The 26,036-nt window shown below is 67.8% G+C and carries 23 protein-coding genes; 14 read left to right on the top strand and 9 right to left on the bottom strand.

Translation table 11 applies throughout. The features are described 5' to 3' along the window. Positions 1 to 55 precede the first annotated feature (55 nt). Genes BW971_RS15930 through purM form a run of 3 tightly spaced genes read left to right on the top strand, consistent with a single transcriptional unit; the run spans position 56 to position 3,808 of the window. Positions 56 to 982: an ABC transporter permease gene (locus tag BW971_RS15930; RefSeq protein ID WP_234974443.1), complete on the top strand. Its 927-nt coding sequence runs from the start codon at positions 56 to 58 to the stop codon at positions 980 to 982. Continuing rightward, entirely contained in the window at positions 979 to 2,685 is a 1,707-nt protein-coding gene (locus BW971_RS15925; protein ID WP_076481479.1) for an ABC transporter ATP-binding protein, read from the top strand. Before BW971_RS15930 ends, BW971_RS15925 begins: the two co-directional genes overlap by 4 nt. Positions 2,686 to 2,695: 10 nt before the next feature. After that, positions 2,696 to 3,808, top strand: a complete 1,113-nt coding sequence (gene purM, locus BW971_RS15920) for a phosphoribosylformylglycinamidine cyclo-ligase (protein WP_076481722.1) — start codon at positions 2,696 to 2,698, stop codon at positions 3,806 to 3,808. A 27-nt stretch (positions 3,809 to 3,835) separates the two neighbouring features. Here purM and BW971_RS15915 read toward each other — a convergent pair whose 3' ends face one another. The 3 genes from BW971_RS15915 to ygfZ all read right to left on the bottom strand — a co-directional run bounded on the left by BW971_RS15915 (position 3,836) and on the right by ygfZ (position 6,019). Beyond that, a complete protein-coding gene (locus BW971_RS15915) occupies positions 3,836 to 4,015 on the bottom strand; it encodes a DUF3073 domain-containing protein (RefSeq protein ID WP_076481477.1) in 180 nt (59 codons plus the stop codon). Positions 4,016 to 4,175: 160 nt separating this feature from the next. Next, positions 4,176 to 4,847 carry an MOSC domain-containing protein gene (locus BW971_RS15910; protein WP_076481475.1) on the bottom strand — a complete coding sequence of 224 codons (672 nt, stop codon included), beginning with the start codon at positions 4,845 to 4,847 and terminating at the stop codon, positions 4,176 to 4,178. 2 nt (positions 4,848 to 4,849) lie between these two features. Continuing rightward, a complete protein-coding gene (ygfZ, locus tag BW971_RS15905; protein WP_076481473.1) occupies positions 4,850 to 6,019 on the bottom strand; it encodes a CAF17-like 4Fe-4S cluster assembly/insertion protein YgfZ in 1,170 nt (389 codons plus the stop codon). Between the two features lie 48 nt (positions 6,020 to 6,067). On the opposite strand from ygfZ, the gene BW971_RS15900 reads away from it, so the two are divergent. From BW971_RS15900 to cydC, 5 genes are all read left to right on the top strand, one after another. After that, positions 6,068 to 6,988 carry an aminodeoxychorismate lyase gene (locus tag BW971_RS15900; RefSeq protein WP_076481471.1) on the top strand — a complete coding sequence of 307 codons (921 nt, stop codon included), beginning with the start codon at positions 6,068 to 6,070 and terminating at the stop codon, positions 6,986 to 6,988. Between the two features lie 195 nt (positions 6,989 to 7,183). Next, positions 7,184 to 8,683 (top strand): cytochrome ubiquinol oxidase subunit I, encoded by a 1,500-nt coding sequence (locus tag BW971_RS15895; protein WP_076481468.1) that lies wholly within the window; start codon positions 7,184 to 7,186, stop codon positions 8,681 to 8,683. A 17-nt stretch (positions 8,684 to 8,700) separates the two neighbouring features. After that, the gene (gene cydB, locus BW971_RS15890) at positions 8,701 to 9,822 is read left to right on the top strand and encodes a cytochrome d ubiquinol oxidase subunit II (RefSeq protein ID WP_076481466.1); all 1,122 of its coding nucleotides are present in this window, start codon (positions 8,701 to 8,703) and stop codon (positions 9,820 to 9,822) included. Continuing rightward, complete coding sequence (gene cydD / locus BW971_RS15885; RefSeq protein ID WP_083710164.1) at positions 9,809 to 11,515, top strand: thiol reductant ABC exporter subunit CydD; 1,707 nt, start codon at positions 9,809 to 9,811, stop codon at positions 11,513 to 11,515. Before cydB ends, cydD begins: the two co-directional genes overlap by 14 nt. After that, the gene (cydC, locus tag BW971_RS15880; RefSeq protein ID WP_076481462.1) at positions 11,502 to 13,313 is read left to right on the top strand and encodes a thiol reductant ABC exporter subunit CydC; all 1,812 of its coding nucleotides are present in this window, start codon (positions 11,502 to 11,504) and stop codon (positions 13,311 to 13,313) included. Before cydD ends, cydC begins: the two co-directional genes overlap by 14 nt. Positions 13,314 to 13,528: 215 nt before the next feature. On the opposite strand, the gene BW971_RS15875 is transcribed toward cydC, so the two are convergent. From BW971_RS15875 to BW971_RS15860, 4 genes are all read right to left on the bottom strand, one after another. Continuing rightward, positions 13,529 to 14,146, bottom strand: coding sequence for a heme-binding beta-barrel domain-containing protein (locus tag BW971_RS15875; RefSeq protein ID WP_234974432.1), 618 nt, complete (start codon positions 14,144 to 14,146; stop codon positions 13,529 to 13,531). Positions 14,147 to 14,327: 181 nt separating this feature from the next. Beyond that, positions 14,328 to 14,636, bottom strand: coding sequence for a DUF1416 domain-containing protein (locus BW971_RS15870; RefSeq protein ID WP_076481458.1), 309 nt, complete (start codon positions 14,634 to 14,636; stop codon positions 14,328 to 14,330). A gap of 6 nt (positions 14,637 to 14,642) precedes the next feature. Next, positions 14,643 to 15,476 carry a sulfurtransferase gene (locus BW971_RS15865; protein ID WP_076481456.1) on the bottom strand — a complete coding sequence of 278 codons (834 nt, stop codon included), beginning with the start codon at positions 15,474 to 15,476 and terminating at the stop codon, positions 14,643 to 14,645. Between the two features lie 238 nt (positions 15,477 to 15,714). Next, positions 15,715 to 16,548: an LmeA family phospholipid-binding protein gene (locus BW971_RS15860; protein WP_159441873.1), complete on the bottom strand. Its 834-nt coding sequence runs from the start codon at positions 16,546 to 16,548 to the stop codon at positions 15,715 to 15,717. Between the two features lie 228 nt (positions 16,549 to 16,776). On the opposite strand from BW971_RS15860, the gene BW971_RS15855 reads away from it, so the two are divergent. The 6 genes from BW971_RS15855 (at position 16,777) to pstB (ending at position 22,738) form a co-directional block, all read left to right on the top strand. Beyond that, positions 16,777 to 17,604, top strand: coding sequence for a winged helix-turn-helix transcriptional regulator (locus tag BW971_RS15855; RefSeq protein ID WP_076481452.1), 828 nt, complete (start codon positions 16,777 to 16,779; stop codon positions 17,602 to 17,604). Continuing rightward, a complete protein-coding gene (gene mshD, locus BW971_RS15850) occupies positions 17,601 to 18,500 on the top strand; it encodes a mycothiol synthase (protein ID WP_076481446.1) in 900 nt (299 codons plus the stop codon). The genes BW971_RS15855 and mshD overlap by 4 nt, the downstream gene beginning before the upstream one ends. Before the next feature lie 149 nt (positions 18,501 to 18,649). Further along, positions 18,650 to 19,777, top strand: coding sequence for a phosphate ABC transporter substrate-binding protein PstS (pstS, locus tag BW971_RS15845; RefSeq protein WP_200799453.1), 1,128 nt, complete (start codon positions 18,650 to 18,652; stop codon positions 19,775 to 19,777). Between the two features lie 251 nt (positions 19,778 to 20,028). Next, positions 20,029 to 20,961, top strand: coding sequence for a phosphate ABC transporter permease subunit PstC (gene pstC, locus BW971_RS15840; RefSeq protein WP_234974442.1), 933 nt, complete (start codon positions 20,029 to 20,031; stop codon positions 20,959 to 20,961). Continuing rightward, positions 20,958 to 21,884, top strand: a complete 927-nt coding sequence (gene pstA / locus BW971_RS15835; protein WP_076481441.1) for a phosphate ABC transporter permease PstA — start codon at positions 20,958 to 20,960, stop codon at positions 21,882 to 21,884. Before pstC ends, pstA begins: the two co-directional genes overlap by 4 nt. A gap of 77 nt (positions 21,885 to 21,961) precedes the next feature. Further along, complete coding sequence (gene pstB, locus BW971_RS15830) at positions 21,962 to 22,738, top strand: phosphate ABC transporter ATP-binding protein PstB (protein ID WP_076481438.1); 777 nt, start codon at positions 21,962 to 21,964, stop codon at positions 22,736 to 22,738. Positions 22,739 to 22,811: 73 nt separating this feature from the next. Here the strand turns inward: pstB and phoU are convergent, their stop codons facing one another. Both phoU and BW971_RS15820 read right to left on the bottom strand, forming a co-directional pair. Further along, positions 22,812 to 23,480 carry a phosphate signaling complex protein PhoU gene (phoU, locus tag BW971_RS15825; RefSeq protein WP_076481436.1) on the bottom strand — a complete coding sequence of 223 codons (669 nt, stop codon included), beginning with the start codon at positions 23,478 to 23,480 and terminating at the stop codon, positions 22,812 to 22,814. A gap of 108 nt (positions 23,481 to 23,588) precedes the next feature. After that, a complete protein-coding gene (locus tag BW971_RS15820) occupies positions 23,589 to 25,940 on the bottom strand; it encodes an LCP family protein (protein ID WP_076481433.1) in 2,352 nt (783 codons plus the stop codon). Between the last annotated feature and the right edge of the window lie 96 nt (positions 25,941 to 26,036).

The raw sequence follows: 26,036 nt of genomic DNA, 5'->3' as shown, positions 1-26,036 counted from the left end.
CACCCCGCCACCGTCGCGTGGCGGCCGCCGTCTGCCCGGCAGCGGCCTGTTGCAGATGACCGCAGGTCTGCAACGGGCCACCCTGATCGGTGGTCTGGTGTTGGTGGCACTGTTCGTGCTGATCGCCGTCTTCGCGAACCTGCTGGCGCCGTACGGCTTCAGTCAACAGAGTGAGAACGGGCACGCGTTCCCGTCGCTCGCCGGGCCGTCCGGCGACCATCTGTTCGGCACCACCGTCGGCCAGCTCGATGTGTTGTCGCGAGTCCTCTTCGGCGCACGTACCGCACTGTTCGTCATCGTTCTCGCACTGCTGTTCTCGATCATCGTCGGTGTGGCTCTCGGCCTGGTGTCCGGTTATGTGGGTGGCTGGGTGGATCGAGTTCTGGTGCTGTTCATGGACGCCATGTACGGCTTCCCGTCGCTGCTGCTGGCGATCGTGGTGTCGGCGTCGTTGGGCGCGCATCTCAAGGGTGGCTTCGGCGGCATCCTGTCGGCGGCCATCTCCATCACGGTGGTCTTCGTACCGCAGTACTTTCGGCTGGTCCGCAACGCCACGGTGTCGGTGAAGACCGAACCGTTCGTCGATGCCGCGCGGGTGACCGGTGCCAGTGCGACGCGCATCATGCGCAAACACATCTTCGTCAACGTCACCTCCACGCTTCCGGTGATCGTCACACTCAACTGCTCGGAGGCCATCCTGACGTTGGCAGGCCTCGGGTTCCTCGGTCTGGGAATCGAACCGACGGCGGCCTCCGAGTGGGGATACGACCTCAATCGGGCGCTACCCGACGTGACCAACGGCATCTGGTGGACCAGCGTGTTCCCCGGTGTGTCGATCGTGTTGGTGGTGCTGGGATTGACGATGGTCGGCGAGAGCATCAACGAGGTGACCAACCCGCTGCTGCGCACGCGGCGTGGTGGCAGACGGACCGGATCCACATCCGCGAACCCGGCCCCGACGGGCGGAGAAGAGCAGCGATGAACGCACCCGAGATCTCCCGTCCGGTGTCGGAATCGGCTCCGGTGCTGGCCATCAGCGACCTGTGGGTCACCTTTCTCACCGACGCGGGCGAGGTGGATGCGGTTCGTGGTGTCAGCTTCGCGGTCAACCGCGGTGAGGTGCTGGCCGTGGTCGGCGAGTCCGGTTCGGGGAAATCGGTGAGTTCGCGAACCGCCATGGGGTTGTTGCCGGAGACGGCTACCGTGCGGGGCAGCGTCACCCTCGACGTCGACGGTGACGGGGCTCGCGACGTCACCGGGATGTCGTCCTCTGAGCTGACCGCCATGCGCGGCAAGGACGTCGCGATGGTGTTCCAGGAGCCGGGAGCAGTGCTCGATCCCTTGTTCACGGTGGGTGCCCAGATCGCCGAGGCGGTCCGCGCCCATCCCGACGAGGGACAGAAGCTATCGCGCAAACAGGCTCGTGAGAAGGCGATCGACCTGCTGAGGCTGGTCCGGTTACCCGATCCGGAGCGGCGGGTCGACTATTTCCCACACGAGCTGTCCGGTGGTCAGAAGCAGCGCGTGGTGATCGCCATGGCCATCGCGTGCGGGCCGACGGTGATCATCGCCGATGAGCCGACAACCGCTCTGGACGTGACGGTGCAGGCGGAGATCCTCGACCTGTTACGCGATCTCAAAGACCGTCTGGACAGCGCGGTGGTGTTGATCACCCACAACATGGGTGTGGTCGCCGACATGGCGGACCGGGTGGTGGTGATGGACAAGGGTCGGGTGGTGGAAGAGCAGCCGGTCATCGACCTGTTCGCCCGTCCGCGTGAGCGCTATACCCAGACGCTGCTGGCCTCGGTGCCACATCTCGGCGACGATCCGCAGTTGCCCGTGGTCCTCGAGGACGCCGACGTGGTGCTGGAGGTGACCGACCTGTGCGTCGATTTTCCGACCGGCCTGGGATCGTCGTTCCGTGCTGTCGACGATGTCTCGCTCACCATCGTCCGCGGTGAAACCCTGGGTCTGGTGGGCGAATCCGGATCCGGTAAGTCCACCATCGGCCGGTGTGTGGCCGGGTTGCAGCAGCCGACGTCGGGAAAGGTGGTGGTGTTGGGCACCGATATCGCCGGGTTGTCGGGCCGCAAGATGCGTCCACTGCGCAAACGGTTCGGTTTCGTGTTCCAGGACCCGGCGACGTCGCTGAACCCCCGGATGACGATCGGCGAGTGCATCGCCGAGCCGTTGATCGTGCACGGATACGGCGCCGCGGCGGCCATCCGCGCCCGGGTCAGCGAACTGGTCGACGCGGTGGCGCTGCCATCGGGCGGAGCGGCCCGATACCCGCACGAGCTGTCCGGTGGGCAGCGCCAGCGCGCGAATCTGGCCCGGGCGTTGGCGATGGAACCCGACCTCTTGGTCGCCGACGAGCCGACCAGCGCACTCGATGTGTCGGTACAGGCATCGGTTCTCGACCTGTTCCTGATGCTGCAGAAGGAGTGGAACTTCGGCTGCCTCTTCATCAGCCACGACCTCGCGGTGGTGGAGATGCTGGCCCGCCGCACGGTGGTGCTGCGTGACGGCACGGTGGTGGAGAGCGGACCGACGTCTGCGCTGTTGTCCTCGCCTCGAGAGGAGTACACGAAACGTCTGGTCAGCGCGGTCCCGGTACCCGACCCGCTCGAGCAACGTCGGCGACGTGCCGAGGGTGCCGGAGGCGTCGGGTCCGTCGGGTAGCGTGTGGCGCGTGACGAACGAGGGCTCGAAATCGGTTCGTGCGGGTGAACCGGGAGGTCAGCACGCATCGTATGCATCCGCCGGCGTCGACATCGACGCAGGCGAACGAGCCGTCGAGATGTTCGTTCCCCACGCCAAACGTGCATCTCGCCCCGAGGTCCTGGGTGGGTTGGGCGGGTTCGCCGGGTTGTTCCAGCTGCGCGGTAACTACCGCGAGCCGGTGTTGGCCTCCTCGACCGACGGCGTGGGCACCAAGATCGCCGTCGCTCAGGCGATGGGCAAACACGACACCGTCGGTCGCGACCTCGTCGCCATGGTGGTCGACGACCTGGTGGTGTGCGGTGCCGAACCGCTGTTCCTGCAGGACTACATCGCGGTCGGCCGGGTGGTCCCGGAGACGGTCGCGGAGCTGGTGAAAGGGATCGCCGACGGCTGCGTCGACGCCGGCTGCGCCCTGCTCGGTGGCGAGACGGCCGAGCATCCCGGACTGATGGAGGCGGGTGCCTACGACCTGTCGGCCACCGGTGTGGGCGTCGTCGAGGCCGACGCCATCCTGTCCCCGGACCGGGTGCGGCCCGGTGACGTGGTGATCGGCATGGGATCGTCCGGCCTGCACTCCAACGGGTACTCCCTGGCTCGGAAGGTGTTGCTCGAATGGGGTCATATGGACCTCGGCGGTCACGTGGAGGAGTTCGGCCGCACCCTCGGTGAGGAACTGTTGGAGCCCACCACCATCTACGCGCGGGACTGCCTGGCCCTGGCCGCCGAAGCCGAGGTGCGCACGTTCGCGCACGTCACCGGTGGTGGATTGGTCGAGAACCTCGCCCGGGTCATTCCGCCCGGCCTCATCGCCGAACTCGATCGCGGCACCTGGAGTCCCGCGCCGGTCTTCGCGATGATCGCGCAGCGAGGGCGGGTGGAGCGTGCCGAGATGGAACGCACCTTCAACATGGGTGTCGGAATGGTCGCGATCGTCGCTCCCGCCGACACCGACCGGGCACTGGCGGTGCTCACCGCTCGGCACCTGGACTGCTGGGTGCTCGGGACGATCACCAGATCCCATCAGGGGAAGGACACCCAGCCCGGTCGGGCAGCGCTCACCGGGGAGCACCCCCGGTTCTGATCGGGCAGCAGGGATGGCTAGCGCGCCTCAGGCGCGCTTCCACTCCTCCTCGTCGGCCCAGCGGTCCACGATGGGGTCCGCGTCGGCGTGGTTGTGATCCTCACTGGACAGTTCACGCTGAAGGCTTTCGAAGTCGGTGTCATGCGTGCTGTATTTCAGCTGACGTGCCACCTTCGTCTGCTTTGCTTTTGCCCGGCCGCGGCCCATATGGGACCCCCTCGCACAATGACGGGGCGGCCAAACATGTGTGGCGGCCCCGTTCTGAGTTTACAAATGCTGTCGTGGACGCCAGTCTAGCGCGCGCTCTGGAGTGGTGCGGACTGCCTCGACGGGGCACGGCCAAAAATCCTGGACGTGCGTCATTAATTTACGCAGATGTTTTGTCGGGCGCACCGTGGGTGGCGCGCTTCAGGGCCTTGGTTGCCTCACGCCGCACCTTCGCGGGCAGGTCCGGGTCGGCGAGGAGGGCGCGCAACGCGTCGGGGTCTCCCGTACCCGCCAGCAGGTCGCGTACCCGGACCCCGTGGTCCGGCCGCGACACCACGGTCACCTCGTCGCCCGCCTGGATCTCACCGGGCGTGCAGACCCGCAGGTAGGCGCCGAAATCACCGCGGTCCAGGAACCGCTTCACCCAGCGCGGCTCCGCCGCCCAGACGGCGAAGGTACGGCACGGCATCCGGGGGATGGTGGCCTCCAACTCCACGGACCGTCCGACCCGCCAACGCTCGCCCACCACGGCGTCGGTGACGGCCAACCCGCTCACTCGCAGGTTCTCGCCGAACCAACCGGCAGGCAGGTCACGGCCCAGGTCGGTAGCCCACCGTGCTGCCTCGGCGTCGTCGTAGGCGTAGACGGCCTGGTCGACGCCGCCGTGATGACGGGTGTCACAGCTGTGGTCCAGCGTCAGGCCCGTCTCCACCACTGCGACGGGTCCGCTGAGCGGCCGCTTGTCGATACCGCTCGCGCCGATCGAGTCGAGTACGACGTCGCGTTGGGCGGCGCAGACAGCGAGCACCCGCCCTGTGGTCGGGCGGGCCATCGTCACCGGCCCCGCAGGCCGTCGATGGCAGCACGGCCGGCCTGGACGCGGTCGTCGACCCGGATCGAATTGGGATCGATCCGTGCGGCCACGCCGTCGACCACGAGGTCGGCGTCGACCGGGACCGATCTCTTGACCAGGGCCAACGCGATGGGTCCGTAGTCGTAGTGGTCGACCACGGTGCCCAACCGACCGACCACCCGGCCGGCCGCGGTGACCTCCGTCCCGGTCTGGGGGCGCTCCCCGGCACTCCCGTCGAGCTGCAGCAGCACCAGATGTCGAGGCGACCGACCCAGGTTGTGCACCCGGGCGACGGTCTCCTGGCCGCGGTAGCAGCCCTTCTCCAGGTGCACCGCGCCGAGCTCGTCGCGCCCGCCGATCCAGTCGACCTCGTGCGGGATGGTGCGCTCGTCGGTGTCCCGGCCGAGCCGGGGGAGCACCGCGGCCACGCGATGCGCCTCGTGGGCCCAACTGCCCGCGGGTCGTGCGCCTGCTTCGTCGAGCTGCGCCCACCATCCATCGAGCTGACTGCTCGGCACCACCAGGTCGAGCGTCGGCAGGGTCCGATGTACACCGATGGGCGGCATCACCCGCCAGAATCCCTGTGGCTCCGCGTCGTGGTGCTGTTCGGGCAGGTCACCGGCCTGATACACGGCGACGTCGGCTGGTAGCTCCAACAGGTCGGCGATCGGGCCGGACAAGAAGCCGGGTCCGATGAGGGTGAGCACGGCGAGATCCGGACGCGCGACCGGCTCGACCTTGGCCCAGAAGACCATCTTCTGCAGGAATGCCAGGAGCTCGGCGACTCGGTCGGCCTCGGTGTCGAGATAGGTCACCCCGTCGACGTCGGTGACCACGAAGTGGTCGAGGACACGCCCGTTGCCGTCGAGATTGAGGTTCTCGGCGCTGCGACGATCCGGCAGGTTGCTGACGAACTGGCTGGAGATGGTGTGCAGCCAGCTGAGCCGCTCCGGGCCGTCGAGTTCGATGACTCCGCGATGAGACCGGTCGACGAGTATCGCGCCCCCGACAGCGGCGCGTTGCTCGCCCAGTGGATCACCGAGATGCCACGCGACACCCTGGTCGGGACTCCCCTCGGGGGCGTCGACCGCCCCCTGCTCGACGAGTTTCGGCAACAACACCGAACGGGACGAATACTCGGTCTGGACCACGGGTCCATCGTAGTCGTCGGCGCGGGGCGGGCCGCTATCCTGAGCGCCATGCCTGACCCGATCCTGGTGACGTTGGATGGTGCTGTTCTCGACCCGAACGTGCCGTTGCTGTACGCCGACGACCTCGCCGCGGTGCGCGGTGACGGCGTCTTCGAGACGCTGTTGGTACGCGACGGCACGGCCCGCTGCGTCGACCGCCACCTCGACCGTCTGGACCGCAGCGCCAAGGCGCTGGACCTGCCCGCACCCGACCTCGACCGCTGGCGGTCGGCGATCGAGACCGGCCAGCGGGTATGGGCGCAGCGTTGGGGTGGTGACCGTGAGGGCATGATGCGCGTGGTCTATTCCCGGGGCCGGGAGTCGGCGCCGGTGGACGCCGTCGCCCGGGCGCGCAGCTCCGAGACCGGGATCAGCAGGGAATCCAACGAGGCGACCGCGTACCTCACCGTCGCCCCGGTGCCGCAGCGGGCTTTCGACGTGCGCGCCGGCGGGGTGTCGGTGCTCACCGCGCAGCGCGGGTACTCGATCGACCTCGCCTCGGCCGCGCCCTGGCAGTTGTACGGCGCCAAGACCCTCAGCTACGCGACCAACATGGCCGCTCTGCGATGGGCCGCCGAGCAGGGGGCCGACGACGTGATCTACCTCAGCGCCGAGGGTGCGGTGCTGGAGAGCCCGCGCTCGACGGTGATCACGGTTCGTGGCGACACCCTGGCCACCCCGCCGCCGGAGAGCGGAATTCTCGCCGGCACCACCCAACAGGCCGTCTTCGCGCTCGCCGAGAAAGAGGGATGGCGCACCTCGACCGAGAGACTGCGCACTCCCGATCTCATTGCCGCCGACGCGGTCTGGCTGGTGTCGAGCGTGACGTTGGCCGCCCGGGTCACGGCGTTGAACGGCTACCGCATGCCGACCCCCGAGCGCCCCGGTGAGTTCGCCGACCTCGTGGATCGCGCCATCCTGGCCGGCTGATCGTCGCCTGCCCCGCCATCGTCACCCGGATGTTCGAGAGGTGACGCTCTTCGCCGGGTGTTGTCCACCCGGATGCTCGGGCGTACTGTCATAGCCAGCTACTACTACTGAACGTAGTAGTCGGGTCGCCGGCGGCGGCCGAACCCGGAGTACGACTGTGGTGCCACCGGCGGGTGTGTGGCGGATGAGGGACACATGGACGTGGTCGACGTTTCCAGATGGCAATTCGGGATCACGACGGTCTACCACTTCATCCTGGTGCCGCTGACCATCGGTCTCGCACCGATGATCGCCGTCATGCAGACGGTGTGGCACGTCACCGGTAACGAGCAGTGGTACCGGGCGACGAAGTTCTTCGGAAAGCTGTTCCTGATCAATTTCGCGCTCGGTGTCGCCACGGGCATCGTCCAGGAGTTCCAGTTCGGGATGAACTGGAGCCAGTACAGCCGCTTCGTCGGCGACGTCTTCGGTGCGCCGCTGGCCTTCGAGGGGTTGATCGCCTTCTTCATGGAGTCGACGTTCCTGGGGCTGTGGATCTTCGGCTGGGGTCGGCTCCCGCGCAGAGTTCATCTCGCGTGCGTCTGGCTGGTCGCGATCGGTGTGAACGCCTCGGCCTACTTCATCGTCGCGGCGAACTCGTGGATGCAGCACCCCGTCGGGGCCCTCTACGACAAGGCCCGCGGGCGGGCCGAGATGGTCGACTTCTGGAAGGTCATCACCAACAACACGACGTTGGCCGCGTTCCCGCATGTGATCGCCGGGTCGTTCCTGACCGCCGGTACCGTGGTCGCCGCCATCTGTGTCTGGTGGATGGCCCGTAAGATGGTGCGCGCCAAGGCCCTGCGTGCCGCCGATGACGCCGGCGCCGATGTGCTCGAGCGCGACGCCAACACCCTTTACCGGCCGGTGGGCCGGTTCGCGATGTGGCTGATGATCGCGTCGGGTGCGGTGTTGTTCATCACCGGGGACACCCAGGGCAAGCTCATGTTCGAACAACAGCCGATGAAGATGGCCTCGGCTGAGGCGCTGTGCCACACCGAATACGCCGCGTCGTTCTCGGTGTTGACCATCGGCACGAACAACAACTGCGAGAGTGTCACCAAGGTGATCTCGATTCCGGGTGTCACCTCGTTTCTGGCCTCCAACCGTTTCAACCGCACCCTCAAGGGGGTGGAGGAATTGCAGCAGGAGGACGTGCAGAAGTTCGGACAGGCCAACTACAAGCCCAATCTGTTCGTCACGTACTGGTCGTTCCGCGCGATGATCACCTGGGCGGCGGGCTCGGCACTGCTCGCGGTGTTCGGGCTGTGGTTCACCCGCAAGAAGAAGGTGATCAGCAACCCTCGGCTGGGAACGTTGGCTCTTTGGTTGACGCCGACCCCGTTCCTGGCCAACGCCTCCGGCTGGATCTTCACGGAGATGGGTCGCCAGCCGTGGGTGGTGGTCCCCAACCCGAAGGGCAATCCCGACATACGGCTCCGGGTGGCTCAGGGTGTCTCGGACCACCCCGCCGGCCTGGTGCTGGTGACCCTCATCGGTTTCACGATCCTCTACGGCGCACTGGGCATCGTCTGGTTCATGTTGTTGCGTCGCTACACCATCGAGGGCCCCCTCGACGGTGATGCCAGGCCGCACGACGACGACCACGACGACGCGGAGTCCGACGAACCCCGCCAACTCTCGTTCGCCTACTGAGCGCAGGAGTAGACCCCATGAGCCTTCCGGAACTCTGGTTCCTGATCATCGCGTTCCTGTTCGGCGGGTACTTCCTGCTCGAGGGTTTCGACTTCGGGGTGGGGATACTGATGTCGGTGGTCGGTCGCGGCCACGACCCCGACGACGGCGACACCCGGCGTCGGGTCCTCCTGGCCACCATCGGTCCCGTCTGGGACGGCAACGAGGTCTGGCTGATCACTGCGGGGGCGGGACTGTTCGCCGCGTTCCCGGAGTGGTACGCGTCGATGTTCTCCGGCTTCTACCTGATGATGTTCGCCATCGTCATTTCACTGATCCTGCGGGTCTGCGCCATCGAGTGGCGCGGCAAGATCGACGACCCGCGGTGGCGCCGGGTCGCCGACGTGGGCATCGGCGCCGGCTCCTGGGTTCCCGCCGTCCTGTGGGGCATCGTGTTCGCGAACATCGTCGAGGGCATGGCCCTGGACCAGCGCCACATCTACACCGGTGGCTTCTGGGATCTGTTGAACCCCTACGCGTTGTTGGGTGGGCTGACCACGCTGCTGGTGTTCGCCGCCCACGGGGCGATCTTCCTCGGCCTGAAGACAGCCGGTGAGGTCCGCGTCTGGTCGGTGGCGTACGCCCGGTACCTGTCGGTGCCCGCAGGGGTGGTCGCCGGGGGCTTCCTGCTGTGGACGCAACTCGCGCACGGCAAGACCTGGACGTGGATCCCGGTGGCGGTGGCCGCGGTGGCCGTGCTGGTTCTGGTCGTCGGCACCTGGACCGGGCGCAGCTGGATGTCGTTCGCGGCGACCTCGGTCGCCATCCTGGGTACCGTGGTCACGCTCTTCGGCAGCCTGTGGCGCGACGTGATGCCCTCGACCACCGACCCGGCATACAGCCTGACCATCGACAACGCGTCGTCGACGCACTACACGTTGGTGGTGATGACCTGGGCCGCGGTGTGTATCACCCCGATCGTGATGGGGTATCAGGCGTGGACGTACTGGGTGTTCCGGCAACGGATCTCGACCGGTGCCATCCCGCCTTCCATCGGGTTGTCGGTCCGCCCGGCGGTCGCCCGGGCGGTCGCGCACCGCGGGTTGGGGTCCGAGCGTGGGCACCCGGCGTCGGGAGACGGGTCCGGTGCCGCGCACTGACCGCCGGCCGCCGGTGGACCGGCGGCTGTTCCGGTACTCGCCGACCGCGCGCGTCTTCGTGGCCGTCACGTCGCTGGCGGCGGTGATGCGGGCCGCGACGGTCATCGTCATGGCGGTGATGGTCGCATCGGTGCTGGGGGAGTTGATCACCGAGCCTCCGGCGCGCTCGCTGGACGCCCAGGCCTGGCATCTGTGGGTGTTGGGAACGGCGGTGGTGATCAGGGTGGCCGCGACGATCGCGCACGACCACTACGCGCACCGGGCCGCCGACACGGTGATCACCGAGCTGCGGACGTCGGCGGTCGGTGTGCTCACCGACCCGGCCAGGACCTCGTCCCGAGCGTTGCTCCGCAGGCGCGACCGGGCCGTGACCGTGTTGACCCGCGGGTTGGACGGCTTGGCGCCGTACCTGTCGTCGTATCTGCCCGCATTGGTGCTGACCGTGGTCGTCACGCCGACGATCATCGTGGTCCTCGCGCTCACCGACCTGACGTCGGCGCTCATCGTGGTGGTCACGTTGCCGCTGATCCCGGCCTTCATGATCCTGGTCGGCCTGATGACCCGCGATCGCACACGCGCCCGGATGGACGCGATGTCGCGGTTGTCGTCGCAGGTGCTCGATCTCGTCGCGGGGATCCCCACGTTGCGCGCGTTCGGCCGGGCCGCGGAACCCGCGGTGCGGATCGGCCGGCTCGGACAGTCGCACCGGCGCACCACGATGCGGGTGCTGCGCGTCGCGTTCCTCTCCGGAGCGGTGCTGGAGCTGTTGGCCACTCTGTGCGTCGCGCTGGTCGCGGTCAGTATCGGTCTGCGTCTGGTCTACGACGACATGAGTCTGTACGCGGGCGTACTGGCCCTGGTCCTCGCCCCGGAGGTGTACCTGCCGCTGCGCGCCGTGGGAGCGCAGTTCCACAACTCGCAGGACGGTCTGCTCGCCGCCGACGAGGTGTTCGCGCTCGTGGAGGACGGGATCGACGGCGCCGTACCGTTGCCCGCGACCCGTGCGGTGACCGTCGCGGGCGCCGTCATCCGGTTTCGCGGCGTGGGGGTGCGGGGTCGAGACGGATGGGCGCCCGACGACCTGACCGCCGACTGCCCGCCGGGATCGCTCACGCTGATCACCGGCCCCAACGGCAGCGGCAAATCCACTGTGCTGCAGGTGCTGCTGGGGCTCATCTCCCCCGATGCCGGGGAGGTGCGCATCGGCGACGTATCCGTCACCGAGCTGGACCGTGATGCGTTGTGGGCGCAGACCGCCTGGCTGCCTCAGCAACCGGTGTTGGTGCCGGGCACCGTCGCCGACAACCTGGCCCTGCTCGGTCCCCTCGACCCGGCCGCCGCCATCACGGCGAGCGCGGCCACCGGGCTCGACACCGTGCTCGGCGAGCTACCCGCGGGTGAACGCACACTGATCGGCGCGGGTGGTGTGGGGATCTCCGCCGGGCAGCGTCAGCGGCTGGCGCTCACCCGGACACTGGCCTCGACCGCACCGCTGGTGGTGCTGGACGAGCCGACCGCACACCTCGACGCCGAGTCCGAGGCCGCGGTCATCCGAGAGCTGAGGAGCCGGGCGGACGACGGTGCCACCGTGATCGTGGTCGGGCACCGACCGGCGCTGCTGGATGCCGCCGACGTGCTGGTGGCCACCGGTGAGCCGGTCGAGGCGAGAGGAGTCGCCGGTGTCGCGCGGTAGAGCCCCCCGATCGCAGGCAGGTGCCGGACGTCTCCGTGACCCGCTGCTGCGCGCGATCGGCTTGTTCGGGGTGCGCACCGGGCCGGTTGCGAGGTCGCTGACCTTCGGTCTCGGCGGGTCGGTGAGTGCACTGGGTCTGGCCGCGCTGTCGGCCTGGTTGATCACCCGGGCCTGGGAGATGCCGCCGGTGCTGTCGCTGATGGTCGCGGTGACCACCGTGCGCGCGTTGGGCATCTCGCGTGGTCTGTTGCGCTACCTGGAACGTCTGGCCACGCACGACCTGGCACTGGATTCGATGTCGACCGCACGGGAACGGGTGTATCGAGCGCTGGCCACCGGTTCGGCCGGGTACTCGGTGACCCTGCGGCGGGGCGAACTCCTCGCCCGCACGGGGGATGACATCGACGAGGTCGGCAACGGTCTGATCAGCGGTCTGATCCCCATCGGGGTGTCGCTGGTGACCTCCGTCGCGGCCGTCGCGATCACCGGTGCCGTCTCGTGGTGGGCAGGTCTGGTGACCCTGGTCGCGATGCTGTGTACCGGGCTGATCGCGCCGGTACTGGCCGCTCGCGGTTCGGCCACCGCGACGTCCGACGGCGAAGCCGCACACGAACGCGCGATCGAGGCGTGGACGACCGCGCTGTGGCACGCCCCGGAGCTGGCCGTTGCCCGTCGTCGCGAGACGGTGCTGGCGGCGGCCGTCGCCGCCGAACACGACGTCGGTCGGGCCCGCGATCGCGGGCAGCGCCGCATCGCGGTGGCCGCGGGCTCGGCCCCTGCCGCGGTCGGCGTCTCGGTGCTCGCCGCCTGCCTGATCGGGGTGGGACTGGCCGGGTCCGTGTCGCCGATGATGCTGGGTGTGCTGATCCTGTTGCCGCTGAGTGCCTTCGAGTCGACGAACCCGCTCGTGGAGGCGGGTGTACAGCTGCAACGCAGCCGCAATGCGGCCCGTCGGGTGTTCGAACTGATCGACGGGGCCGACATCGACCGGGCACGGGAAGGCCCGGACCGTGAGTCGTCCGCCCCCACCGACGGGCTGTTGTTGCGTGCCGACCACCTCCGCTGGGGTGTCGGTTCGTCACCGACCTTCGGTGGCCCGAACGGGTTGTCACTCAGTCTGCGACCGGGTGACCGGGTCGCCGTGGTCGGTCCGAGTGGCTGCGGGAAGACCACCCTGCTGCTCACCCTGGCCGGTCTGCTCAGCGCGCGCGGCGGCGAGGTCGCGCGGGGTGCCGATGCCCAGGCGGTTCGTTTCCTGGCCGAGGATGCGCACGTGTTCGCCACATCGGTCCGGGAGAACGTGCTCCTCGCCAGGGGGGACGCCGACGACGCCCTGGTGCGTACCGCGATCGAGAACGTCGGCCTGGCGCCGTGGGTCGCGGAACTACCCGACGGCCTGGACACCCCGCTCGACGTGGGGGATTCGTCGCTGTCGGGCGGCCAACGGCGACGACTGTTGTTGGCCCGCGCGGTTGTCGACGCGGCGCGGGTGCTGCTCGTGGACGAACCCGGCGAACACCTCGACCGTGCGGACTCCGACCGGGTGCACCGCCGTCTGCTGGACCGGGACGGGGGACTGGTCGAACCCGACAAAGCGGTGGTGGTGGTGACCCATCGACTCCCCGCCGACGCGCGGCCGGATCGGGTCATCGATCTCGGCCAGTTCGCGGTGGGTGAATCCGCCGTCGGCAAATTCGATTGCCGGACTGTCGGTGTCGGCGTAGCTTCAGGGGTACACGAGGAAGGAGGTGGTCTGGAATTGCATGACATACGGACACGTGAGGTGACCATCCGCTAGACGCACGACCGTGCTGCGATTCGTTTCTGCGCCGGACGCGCTCTGGCGAATCCCAGGTGGTCACCCGGCCCCCGCGCCCTGGTCTGTCCAGACCAGAACGAGCCCACGAGCTCGAGCCCGACCATCGGGTGGCGCGGGGGTCGTTCCCGTTCCAGGGTCGGTGCGCGGGTCGTCGGTAGGCAGGCAGGAATCGGCAAGACAGGTTAGCCGATGGGTTAGCCGATGTATCTGCGCAACTTGGCGCTCAACCGGGGTACGAACTGTCCGTCGGCGTCGGCCCGTTCCTCCACGTAGGCCAGATCACCGTCGGGCACGACCCCGTAGAGACGTTTCGCGTTGCCGGCGGAGAGGCCGCTGGCCGCCTTGATGACCACATCGGTGGACAGCTCCCACGACGACTGGTTGAGCGGCCGGCCGTAGAAGAGTTCGATCCACCCCTCGGCGTGCGCCAACAGCAGCTCGATGCTGTCGTCGGAGGTGATACGCCAGTAACCCGTCTCCCGGAGGTCCGGATGTCGGTACTCGCCGCTGTCGGTGTCGATGACCCACGACCGCGACTCCCAGTTCAGCTGGTTCTCACCTGCGTGGCTGACCACGATCTGCTGGGAGAAACGGTAGTCCTCACCGGTGGCGGGATCGTTGCCCTCACCGTCGCCGCGCCAGACACCGACCAGCGGCAACAGGGCCAGCAGACCGGGGTGCAGGTCCGCGCCGATGCGCAGGTTGGCGGTGTCGTCGGGGACCGGCAGATCGGGGAGCGACGGGATGTTACGGATCCCCGTCTGCTCGGCCCGTTCGGCCGCGTTCTCGATGGCCTCGTTGCCCGAGGTCACGACTCGTCGGTGACGAGACGGTAGAGGACGTAGAGCCCGAACCAGACGATGGCGACGGAGGCCAGCACCAGGAGTACCTCGAAGAAGATGACCACGGGACCATTCTACGTCGTGCCCGCGAACACCGATCGCCCCGGCCTGGTGGGCCGGGGCGATCGGTGTGCCGTCTGCGGTGCGGCGGTCAGTCCTTCTTGACGACCACGTTGTACTCGTGGACGCCGGGACCGTCAGGGCTCACGGTGATGTCACCGTTGCCACTGCGCGACAGGGCGCGCAGAGTCCAGGTACCCGGAGCCGCGAAGAACCGGAAGTCGCCGGAACCACTGGCCACGACCTCGGCGGTGAACTCGCCGCCGCCGTCGAGCAGCCGCACGAAGGCGCCGCCGACGGCTGCACCCTCATCATCGAGCACCTGTCCGGTCAACACGGTTTCCTTCTCCGCGTCAACGCCCGCAGGCAGATGCTGACCCTGCTTGGGTGCACCACACATTGAAAATCACTCTCCCAGTTCGATTGGAGCGCCGATCAGCGATCCGTATTCGGTCCAGCTGCCGTCGTAGTTCTTCACGTTCTGGTGTCCCAGGATTTCCTTCAGGACGAACCAGGTGTGGCTGGAACGCTCACCGATGCGGCAATAGGCGATGGTCTGCTTCTCGCCGTCGAGACCGGCCTCTTTGTACAGCTCGGCGAGTTCGTCGTCGCTGCGGAAGGTGCCGTCCTCGTTGGCGGCCTTGCTCCACGGCACGTTGATCGCACCGGGGATGTGACCGGGACGCTGGCTCTGCTCCTGCGGCAGGTGCGCAGGAGCCAGGATCTTCCCGGTGAACTCGTCGGGGCTGCGCACATCCACCAGGTTCTTGGTGTTGATGGCGTCGATCACCTCGTCACGGAACGCGCGGATCGACAGGTCAGGTTCGGAGGCCTTGTAGGCGGTCGAGGGCCGGGCGACGGCGTCGGCCGACAGCGGACGGCCGTCGAGCTCCCACTTCTTGCGTCCACCGTCGATCAGCTTGACCTTGTCGTGGCCGTACAGCTTGAAGTACCAGTACGCGTAGGCGGCGAACCAGTTGTTGTTGCCGCCGTACAGGATCACGGTGTCGTCGTTGCCGATACCGCGGGACGAGAGCAGGTCTCCGAACTGCTCGGCGTTGACGAAGTCACGGCGAACCGGATCCTGCAGGTCGGTCTTCCAGTCGAGCTTCACCGCGCCGGGGATGTGTCCCCCGTCGTAGGCGGTGGTGTCCTCGTCGACCTCGACGAAGACGGTGTTGTCGGTGTCCAGATTCTGTTCAGCCCAGTCGGTGCTGACCAGGACATCGGAACGAGCCATGGTGGTTCCTCTCGGAAGGGTTGGGTACTCGAAAGAAGGAACGCACGGAACCAGGGGGCGAGCGGAAGTGTCGGCAGGCGACAGCGAGTCGACCCGCACCCCGGCGTGCGAGGTGATGGAGCGATCTACCGACAGCAACAATTGGCCAGGCGACAGAAATCGATCGCCCGGCGGCGGGTGAGCAGCAGCTCACGACGCGGTTGCATGGCGCCGACAATACAACAGGCCCGTGACGGGGTCATCGGTCGGCCGTCGGGCGAGCGGACACGAAGTCGGTCGGGTACAGGGTGGTGGGCCCCAGGTCGTCACCGGCGACGGTCACGTCGCTGCCCTCGGTGTGTGCGCTGGTCGCGACGATCCCCCAGGGCAACGGCAGCACCGGCAGGGTACGGGTGAACGCGGCCAACACCGCGGCCCGGGACCCGTCGGGGACGTCGGCGGTGACGTGTTCTTCGGGGCCGCGGTAGAAGCCGGTCGCCTGCACGCGCAACGCACCGCCGACCACCGACAGGTCGGCGACGACACTGACCTTGGCGGCGGCGTCGCGGCCGGTGCGCGGGACGGGCACGGTCCCCGTCAGCAGGATTCCCGAGGACGCGCTGAGGTTGCCGTCCACAGGTCCACCACCGCCGGGTTCATCGCGCGGCGCCGGGGTGGTCACGGTGAGGTCGATGATGTCGAGGAAACGTCCCAGGTTGACCGAGTCGATCGTGAGCGAGCCGCTCACCCGGCTGACTCGCATCGACGACCTCGAGGTCACCGTCGCGCCGTCGGTCCGGACGTCGGTGAGGGCAGAGCGGAGGTCACCCCGGCAGAGCACCCCGTCGTGACAGCTGCCCACCACGACCCCGCGGGCGGTGATGCCGACCTGCGGGTATCGGTGGTCGGCGGCCGCACGGAGGAACGGGAACCCACCGATGGTGATCTCGGGATCGAAGGACAGGCCCGATCCCGAACGCACGGCCACCGCGAAACGGTGTTCGGCGCGGATGGCCGCACCGACGTCGACCAGAACGGCCGCCGCGACGGCGATGACGACGGCCACCGCGACTCCCGTCGTCACTTTCCGCACTCCCGGCTCCCTTCTCCGGTGAGGTACGTCGTGTCCGGTAGACCGCGTGATGGCAGAGTGTGTGAGGGGGCGCCGTATCGATTCGAGGCGTTCGCGGACTCGTGTGCATCGTCGCGGCGAGACGCCTCGGTAACGGGCGACCGCCGATATGCCGCTATTCTGTCATCTGTCGCGCACACGTTGGTAAGGCAGCGTACACATTGTCGAAGTCCGAGATCGGAGTGGTTTGTGGATCTCTTGTTGCTGACAGCCGATCCCACCCCTGAGTCCGTTCTGCCGTCGTTGTCACTGCTGGCTCACACCGTACGAGTTGTTCCCACCGAGGTCGCCTCCCTGATGGAGGCGGCCAATGCAGACGTCGCGCTCGTCGACGCCCGCACCGATCTGGCCGCCGCGCGGGGCCTGTGTCGGTTGTTGGGCAGCACGGGGTCGTCGGTGCCGGTGGTCGCCGTGTTGACCGAGGGCGGGTTGGTCGCCGTCAACGCCGAATGGGGTCTCGACGACTTCCTGCTGCCGGCGACCGGGCCGGCCGAACTCGACGCCCGCCTGCGCCTGCTGGTCGTCCGGACCCGCGGGGTCAGTGCCGAGGAGTCGACCGGCAAGGTCGCCCTGGGGGAGTTGGTGATCGACGAGGGCACCTACACCGCGCGATTGCGTGGGCGGCCGCTCGACCTGACCTACAAGGAGTTCGAGCTGTTGAAATACCTCGCGCAGAACGCGGGTCGGGTGTTCACCCGCGCGCAGCTGCTGCAGGAGGTGTGGGGGTACGACTTCTTCGGTGGCACCCGCACCGTCGACGTGCACGTCCGGCGACTGCGCGCGAAGCTCGGCGCCGAACACGAATCCCTGATCGGGACCGTGCGCAATGTCGGGTACAAGGCGGTGCGTCCCAGTCGGGGCCGCGGCGACGGTGACGCCGCCGAGCCCACCGTCGGGGGTGAGCCGGAGGACCACGAGTCCGGCGACGACCGGTCCGCCGACGGTCCGTCGCGTATCGGGGTGCCGACCGACGACACGTTTGCCGGGTCCGAGCTCAGCCCGACCAACAACTCGTGACCGCCCTCGATCCCGAGATCGTTGCGCGGGTACGCGAGATCCTAGCCGCCGCCGACGATTTCGACGGTGTCGCCGCGTTGTCCGAGCAGGCCGTGCTGGCCGTGGACGGTGACCGGGTCGCGCACGTGCTGCAGTGGACGTCGGACGGAGTGCTTGTCGGGTACGCCAACATCACGCCCGGAGACCCGCCGATGATCGAGGCCGTCGTCGATCCCGCGTTCCGCGGTCACGACCACGGCCGGGCGCTCCTGGCCTCGGCCCTCGACGTGGAGCCCGGCGCCCGGGCCTGGGCGCACGGCAACCTTCCCTCCGCGCGTGGTCTGGCCGCCGCACTCGGGGCCACGGTCACGCGTGAACTGCTGCAACTACGTAGGCCGCTGGGAGCACGAGCCGACCCGTTACCCGAGTTGCAGATTCCCGACGACGTGCTCTTGACCACCTTCGCGGAGGTGGGTGAGGATCGGCGCGACCACGTGATCGGTGAACTGGTGCGGGTGAACAACCTGGCCTTCGCGTGGCATCCGGAGCAGGGCGGATGGTCGAGCGCCGACATCGACGAACGACTGCGCGCCGACTGGTTCGACGCCGCCGGGCTGTTCCTGACCTTCGAGGCGACGGATCCGGATCGACTGCTGGGTTTCCACTGGACCAAGGTGCACCCGCCCCGCAGCGACGACCCGGCCGTCGGTGAGGTGTACATCGTCGGGGTGGACCCGGACACGCAGGGTCGGGGGCTCGGCCGTCTGCTCACCCTCGCGGGTCTGCGTCACCTTGCCGACCTCGGGTTGACCGCGGTCGAGTTGTACGTCGAGGGGGACAACTCCGCGGCGCTGCACACCTACGACCGTCTCGGTTTCACCCGTTACGCCGTCGACGTGGCGTACGGGTTGCACTGACCCCGCAGCGGCGGCCACCAAATCGGACTTGTTCATCTCTCGTTCACTTCCGGTGGGCCGACCGTCCACCAGCCGAACCTATGGTCATCTCGACCCGGGCGCCGGTACTCGAGCGTGCCGCGCCGAGATCCCAGCTGGAGGAAACCTTCGTGAAATTGAGTCGTGCCGGTGTCGCTGTCATGTCCGTGACGGCCGCATCCACCCTGGTCCTCGGTGCGTGCAGCAGTAATGCCGACAAGGGTGGCGGTTCCGCCGGCCAGTCGGCGGCATCTGCCGTCAAGAGCACCGAGTGCACGGGCAAGAAGTCGCTCAACGCCAGCGGTTCCACCGCCCAGGCCAACGCGATGAAGGTGTTCAACAGCTCGTTCGCGAAGACCTGCCCGGGGTCGGAGCTCAAGTACGGCGGCGGCGGTTCCGGTCAGGGTGTCTCCGACTTCACCAAAGGCCTCACCGATTTCGGTGGCTCCGACTCGCCGCTGAAGGACACCGAGGCGCCGCAGGCGCAGCAGCGCTGTGCCTCTCCGGCCTGGCACCTCCCGTTGGTCTTCGGCCCGATCGCCATCGCCTACAACCTCGACGGGGTGGGTGACCTGGCCCTGTCCGGGCCGACCCTGTCGAAGATCTTCAGCGGTGAGATCACCAAGTGGAACGACCCGGCCATCGCCGCCGAGAACCAGGGCAAGAACCTGCCCGATCTGGCCATCTCGGTGCTGTACCGCGGCGACGAGTCCGGCACCACGGACAACTTCCAGAAATACCTGACCGCCGCCGGTGGCTGGACCAAGGGTGCGGGCAAGAAGTTCAACGGCGGCGTCGGCGAGGGCAAGCAGGGCAACCCGGGGGTCGGCGCGGCCGTCACCCCCACCAAGGGCGCCATCGCCTACGTCGAGTGGGCCTACGCCAAGTCGAACAACCTGAAGATGGCCAAGGTCATCACCGATCAGGACAAGTCCGGTGTGGAGCTGAACGCGGAATCGGGCGGCAAGACCATCGCGTCGGCCAAGCTCAAGAACGGTGACGCCAGCCACGACATGGTGATCGACACCTCGTCGTTCTACAAGCCCACCGAGGCGGGCGCGTACCCGATCGTTCTGGCAACCTATGAGATCGTGTGCTCCAAGTACGCTGATCAGCAGACCGCCCAGGGCGTACAGACGTTCCTGTCGGTGGCCTCCGCCCCGCAGAACCAGGGCACCGACCTGCAGAACGCCGGTTACATCCCGTTGCCGGACGCGTTCCAGACCAAGCTCCAGGATGCGATCAAAGCCATCCAGTGATCCGAGCGGATCACCGATGACGTCGAAATCCACGGGGTCGAGCATCAACCAGGCGAATAGAGAACATGTCAGTGGATGACGCAACCGGCGGCGGCCCGGGATCGGACACCTCGTCCGACTCGGGCCGCGGCCCTGTCCGAGAATCGTCGCAACCGCGCCACGCAGCCGGCGGAACCGACGTGTACCCGACCGCACCCGCGGGTGTCGACAACGACGATCCGCGTAGCGACAGCCTGCGGAGCGATGCGGGCATGGTGGGCGACAAGGTCTTCTCCTACCTGGCCAAGGGCACCGGTTTCGTGGTGGTGCTGGTCATCGCGGCCATCGGCATCGACCTGTTGATCCAGGCCATACCGTCGATCGCGAAAGACAACTCCAACTTCCTGTTCTCCTCGGACTGGAAGGTGGGCAGCGACGACTTCGCGAGCGGTAGTGCCAGCTTCGGCGTCTGGCAGCTGTTCCGCGCGACGGTGCTCAGTGCGGTGTTCGCGTTGGTGCTGGCCACCCCGGTCGCCATCGGGATCGCCACCTATCTGGTCGAGTACGCGCCCAAGTCGGTGTCGCGGGCTCTGGGCGCGGTGATCGACCTGCTCGCCGCTGTCCCCTCGATCATCTTCGGACTCTGGGGCATCTTCGTCCTGGCCCCGGTGATCGCACCGTTCGCGGAATGGTTGAACTCGACCTTCGGCTGGTTGTTCATCTTCGCGACCGGCAAGACCTCCATTTCCGGTGGCGGCACCATCTTCACCGCCGGCATCGTGCTGGCGATCATGATGTTGCCGATCATCACCTCCATCACCCGCGAGGTCATCCGGCAGACCCCGGTGGGGCAGAAGGAGGCCGCTCAGGCGCTGGGCGCCACCCGCTGGGAGGTCATCCGGATGACCGCGTTCCCGTACGCCCGCAGCGGCATGATCGCCGCCGCGATGCTGGCCCTCGGTCGCGCCCTCGGTGAGACGATCGCGGTGCTGGTCATCCTGAGCTCGGCCGACGGTGTGCTCAAGTGGTCGCTGTTCGAGGGCGGTGACACCTTCGCCTCCCGCATCGCCCGCGACGTGGGTGAGTTCGTCAGCAGCACCGACTCCGCGGGCGCGTACATCGGTGCCGGTCTGGTCCTGTTCGTCCTCACCTTCGTGGTGAACGCGGTGGCCCGCGGCATCGCGGGCGGAAAGGTGAACGGATGACCGCCACCCTCGACGTCGACCCCCGCGAACCGGTCAAGGCCGCGCCGTCGGCATTCCGGCAGATCTCGCTGGGCAGACGGGTGCGCTCGCAGGCCGCCTACGCCGTCTTCGCACTCTGCTTCGTCATCGCGATCATCCCGCTGGTGTGGCTGTTGTACACGGTCATCTCCAAGGGTGCCGGGGCACTCACCGACCCCAACTGGTGGTTCGGCGACGCCTACGGCGTGGACACCACGTCGGAGTACGGCGCCGGTATCTCGCAGGCGATCGTCGGCTCGCTGATCCAGGCGGCGATCGCGACCATCATCTCGGTGCCGATCGCAGTGCTCACCGCGATCATGCTGGTGGAGTACCCCACCAGCCGGTTGGTCCGCCCGGTCACCTTCATGGTCGACATCCTGGCCGGGGTGCCGTCCATCGTCGCGACGATCTTCGTCTTCGGCGTCTTCGTCCTCGGGTTGGCGATGGGACAGAGCGCGTTCGCGGTCGCCCTCGCGATGATCCTGTTGATGATCCCGATCGTGGTGCGCTCCACCGAGGAGATGCTCAAACTGGTGCCCGACGAACTGCGCGAGGCGTCGTTGGCGCTGGGTATCCCCAAGTGGAAGACGATCCTGCGGGTCGTCGTACCGACCGCGCTGTCGGGCATGCTGTCGGGGATCTTCCTGGCCATCGCCCGGGTGATGGGGGAGACCGCCCCGGTGCTGATCCTGGCCGGCCCGGCGTCGTCGCAGGTGCGTGTCAACCCGTTCGAGTCGGGGATGACATCGCTGCCGCTGTTCATCAAGGACATGTGGGCGTCCAGTCAGGCCGCGTCGTCGTTCTACTACTGGGGTGCGGCACTGACGCTGATCCTGGTGATCGCGGTGCTGAACATCATCGCGGCCGTGCTGTCGAAGGCGCTCGCCCCCAAGACACGGTGACTACACAGACGAAGTAGGGGCGCCGCCCGAACACGGCACCCGCCCGACCCGCACTCCTCGCCACGAAGGACGGACCCATGGCCAAACGGCTCGACGTCAAAGACCTGAACATCTATTACGGCAAGTTCCACGCGGTCAACGAGGTGACCCTGAGCGTGCCGCCACGCAGCATCACCGCGTTCATCGGCCCGTCGGGCTGTGGCAAGTCGACCGTGCTGCGGACCCTGAACCGAATGCACGAAGAGATCCCCGGCGCGCGCGTCGAAGGTCAGGTTCTACTCGACGGGGAGGACATCTACGGCAGGGGTATCAGCCCGGTCAGCGTGCGCACGACCATCGGCATGGTGTTCCAGCGGCCCAACCCGTTCCCGACGATGTCGATTCGCGACAACGTCGTCGCCGGTCTCAAGTTGCAGGGTGTGCGCAACAAGGCCGAGCTCGACGAGGTGACCGAGCGCAGTCTGCGCGGCGCCAATCTGTGGGAAGAGGTGAAGGACCGGTTGAAGAAGCCGGGCGGTGGTCTGTCGGGCGGTCAGCAGCAGCGGCTGTGTATCGCCCGCGCCATCGCGGTGTCACCGGACGTGCTGTTGATGGACGAGCCGTGTTCGGCGCTGGACCCGATCTCCACGTTGGCGATCGAGGACCTGATGGGTGAGCTCAAGAAGGAGTACACCATCGTCATCGTCACCCACAACATGCAGCAGGCCGCGCGGGTGAGCGATCAGACGGCGTTCTTCAACCTCTCCGGCGTGGGCAAGCCGGGTGAGCTGGTGGAGATCGACGACACCGAGAAGATGTTCTCGAACCCGACCAAGAAGCAGACCGACGACTACATCTCGGGTCGCTTCGGCTGATCCGGACGGTCGCGGGGGACGGACACGGCGGGCGATGTGATCGCCCGCCGTTCTGGTCCGCGACCCGCCGCGTTCAGTATTCGCCGACGTCGACGAGCTGTTCGGGGGTCTTGCCGGTCGCCTGGAACACCACCCGACGGCCGATGAGAACCGCGTGGTCGGCGAACCGCTCGTAGTAGCGGCCGAGCAGGGTGACGTCGACCGCCGCGGCCACCCCGTGGCGCCACTCACGGTCCATCAGCACGGTGAACAGATGTCGGTGCAGGTCGTCCATCGCGTCGTCGTCGTCCTGCAGCCGCAGGGCGTCGTTGGGGTCCTGGGTGTTCAGCACCTCACGAGCGGTCGCGGCCAGCTGCACCGCGAGCCTGCCCATCTCGGCGAAGTACCCGTTCACCTCTTCGGGTAGTGCGTGCGCCGGATGCCGCCTGCGGGCCACCTTGGCCACGTGCAGCGCCAGCGCCCCCATCCGGTCGGCATCGGCGACGATCTGGAACGTGCTGACCACCGCGCGGAGGTCGCTGGCCACCGGCGCCTGCAACGCGAGCAGGGCGAAGGCCTGCTCCTCGGCATGCACAGACAACGACGTGATCTTCTCGTGGTCGGTGATGACCTCTTCGGCGACGGCGAGATCGGCCTGGAGCAACGCCTGGGTGGATCGTTCCATAGCCCCACCGGCCAGCTCGCACATTGATCCGAGGACCGAGTTCAACCCGGCCATCTGTTCCCGGTAGGCAGTACGCATACGCCCACAATACGTTCGTCGGGCGCCGACCTGCGAGCGGCGCGATGAACGCCCGGTGAACGTGCCCCCAGTTCTACGACCCGCCCCCATCTGCGGTTCCGGCGCAGGTCAGTTGCAGGTGGTGTCGGCGGCGTTGGTGACGGCCAGGTCGTCCGGCAACGCGGATGACGGGCCGTCGTATTCGGGTACCTCGTCGGTGGTCAGTGCCGACCCGGCGGCGGGTAGTTGACCGATCGTGCCGCCGGTGTAGCCCTTGCCGAGGATCACCTCGACGCCGGAGCGCACCTGGGAGTCCTGTTGGATCCGTGAACCCGGGAACATCGCCGCCAGGGTGGCGGCCGCGTCGCGTTGTCCCGGGCCGTACCGCACCACGGTGGTGTCGAAGGGCTGTGAGGCGTCGGCGATACCGCGGACGTCGAAACCATCCTGCGAGAGTTGATCGGAGACACCGCCGGCCAGGCCCGAGGTGCCGGTGCCGTTGAGTACGCGGACCCCCACCTCTCCGGGGTTGGTGGCCGACGCGGACACCGGTGTGGGCGTCGCCGCCGCGCTCGGCGTGGTCGCCGTCGACGACGAGGTGCTGGTCCTGGCGGATCCCGCCGAGGTGCTGGGCGCGGCCTTCGCCTCACCCGGTAGGGCGCCGTCGTTGATGATCGCGTTGAAGATCGCGTTGATGTCCTCGGTCCGGGGGATCTCGTTGTTGCTGCCGTCGGTGGTGGTGCCCGCGGTGGGGACGGTGAGGAAGGAGACGCGACCGGCCTGGAGCCCCTGCATCGACTGCCCGAGGTCGAGCAGGTCGTCGGTGGTGACGTTGTCCACCACGCTGTACTTGGTGAAGGTGTTGATGATCCCCGTCATCTTGGCCGGGTTGGACAACACCTTGTTCGAGAGCACCGACCGCAGCAGTGACGACATGAACAGTTGTTGGCGTTTGATGCGGCCGTAATCGCCGTTGCCCTCGGTCTCCACGGTGCGGGCGCGCACGTAGTTCAGAGCCCGGCTACCCGAGATGGTCTGTGGCCCCGCCTTGGTGAGGATGTCGCCGAGTTCGTAGTCGTAGAGCGGGGTCTTGGAGCAGACCTGCACACCGCCGAGCTTGTTGACCACCTGCTCGAAACCGAAGAAGTCCATGCCGATGAAGTGGTTGATGTTCAGACCGCTCATCTTCTGGATGACGTCGACCGCGCACTTGGGTCCACCCTCGCCGTAGGCCGTGTTGAGCTTGGCGCCGTATTCGGCGGGAATGTTCTGACCGGTGTAGGTGCCGGTGTCGTTGTTCCACTGTTCGCAGTCGGGTCGGTCGATCTGGAGGTCGCGGGGGAACGACACCGCGACCACACGGCTGCGGCTGGCCGGGATGTTGATCAGGATGACGGTGTCGGACCGGGCACCGCCGGCCTCGGCGGTGGTGCCCGCCCCGACCTTGCCGTTCTGCCCGGCGCGGGTGTCGGTGCCGACGATCAGGTAGTTCTGGTCGCCGGTCTGGGCGGACTTGTTGCGGATGTTGGAGTCGTCGGGATTCACCGCGGCGATGTTCTTGAAGTTGCCGTTGAACACCTTCAGGTATCCCCACACGAAACCGGTACCGACCAGGGCCATCACGCAGGCCAACGCGACGACGACGCGTCCGACCATGGTCAGCCGTCGGGCCCTGCGTGCCTTACCGGGGACCGGGGTGGGCGGACGGTGCAGTCCGTGGCGACGCGGCGACGACCGTGTGGATGCGGCGGTGTCGGCGTCGGTCGGCGCGGGTTCTTCCCTCGCAGGCGTATCCGTCGGTGGGTCATCGGTCGGCGGGGTGGTCGGAGCAGGTGTTGCGGCGGCGGGCGGTGTGGTGGGTGCGGGTTCGCGCTTCTCGGATTCGGGGGTGGGGCTCCGATGGGGGACCGCCGAGATGGGCGCCGGCGCAACGGGTTCCGGATCGGACTGTCCGCGGCTCGGGGCGGGATCAACGGTGCGCGGCGCGGGAGGTTCGGTGTTCGGCGACGGGGCTGGGGTGGGCGGGTTGGCCGGTGGCGCCGGTTTCTGCGGCGCGGGCGTCGGGTCGGATACCGGGCTGACCCGGGGCATGACCCGGGGCATGACCCGGGTGGCGTCGGGGTCCTGCGACGACGGTTGTCGGCGTGCGGCGTCCTGCGGGGGTTCGGCGGCGGGGCGTGGAGGTTGCGGCCCGGACTCCGGCTGTGCACCTCCGGGACTGTCGGCCGGATCGCCACCGGCCGCCTCCATCTGGGCCAACAACTCGCGCACGGTGAGCCTGCGGCCGCCGCGGCTGCGGGGCGCGGCGTCACCCCGATCGGGCTCGCGGAGTACCTCGTCGGTGGGCTCCGACAGCCGCCGACCTATGTCGTCGGTGGGTTCTGACCGTCGACGACCTGCGTCGTCGGGGCGGCCGTCGCCGTCACGGCGACGGCGGCCACCACCCGGATCATCCGATCCGCGGGTCTGGTCATCACTCACTCACGTCCCCTTGGCGCTGCATTGTCCGCTGTCGGTCGGCACCCGGCACCTTCGAGACGGCGCGCCGCGGATGATTGTACTGATCTCTCCTGTGAC

Source organism: Williamsia sterculiae (assembly GCF_900156495.1).
Taxonomy (GTDB): domain Bacteria; phylum Actinomycetota; class Actinomycetes; order Mycobacteriales; family Mycobacteriaceae; genus Williamsia_B; species Williamsia_B sterculiae.
This window is presented reverse-complemented; position numbering and strand designations above follow the sequence as displayed.

Coding starts and splice junctions, on each gene's coding strand:
- BW971_RS15930 (WP_234974443.1), top strand. CDS start 56: ATGACCGCAGGTCTGCAACGGGCCACCCTGATCGGTGGTCTGGTGTTG.
- BW971_RS15925 (WP_076481479.1), top strand. CDS start 979: ATGAACGCACCCGAGATCTCCCGTCCGGTGTCGGAATCGGCTCCGGTG.
- BW971_RS15915 (WP_076481477.1), bottom strand. CDS start 4,015: ATGGGCCGCGGCCGGGCAAAAGCAAAGCAGACGAAGGTGGCACGTCAG.
- BW971_RS15910 (WP_076481475.1), bottom strand. CDS start 4,847: ATGGCCCGCCCGACCACAGGGCGGGTGCTCGCTGTCTGCGCCGCCCAA.
- BW971_RS15900 (WP_076481471.1), top strand. CDS start 6,068: ATGCCTGACCCGATCCTGGTGACGTTGGATGGTGCTGTTCTCGACCCG.
- BW971_RS15895 (WP_076481468.1), top strand. CDS start 7,184: ATGGACGTGGTCGACGTTTCCAGATGGCAATTCGGGATCACGACGGTC.
- cydB (WP_076481466.1), top strand. CDS start 8,701: ATGAGCCTTCCGGAACTCTGGTTCCTGATCATCGCGTTCCTGTTCGGC.
- BW971_RS15870 (WP_076481458.1), bottom strand. CDS start 14,636: ATGTGTGGTGCACCCAAGCAGGGTCAGCATCTGCCTGCGGGCGTTGAC.
- BW971_RS15865 (WP_076481456.1), bottom strand. CDS start 15,476: ATGGCTCGTTCCGATGTCCTGGTCAGCACCGACTGGGCTGAACAGAAT.
- pstC (WP_234974442.1), top strand. CDS start 20,029: ATGGTGGGCGACAAGGTCTTCTCCTACCTGGCCAAGGGCACCGGTTTC.
- pstA (WP_076481441.1), top strand. CDS start 20,958: ATGACCGCCACCCTCGACGTCGACCCCCGCGAACCGGTCAAGGCCGCG.
- pstB (WP_076481438.1), top strand. CDS start 21,962: ATGGCCAAACGGCTCGACGTCAAAGACCTGAACATCTATTACGGCAAG.
- phoU (WP_076481436.1), bottom strand. CDS start 23,480: ATGCGTACTGCCTACCGGGAACAGATGGCCGGGTTGAACTCGGTCCTC.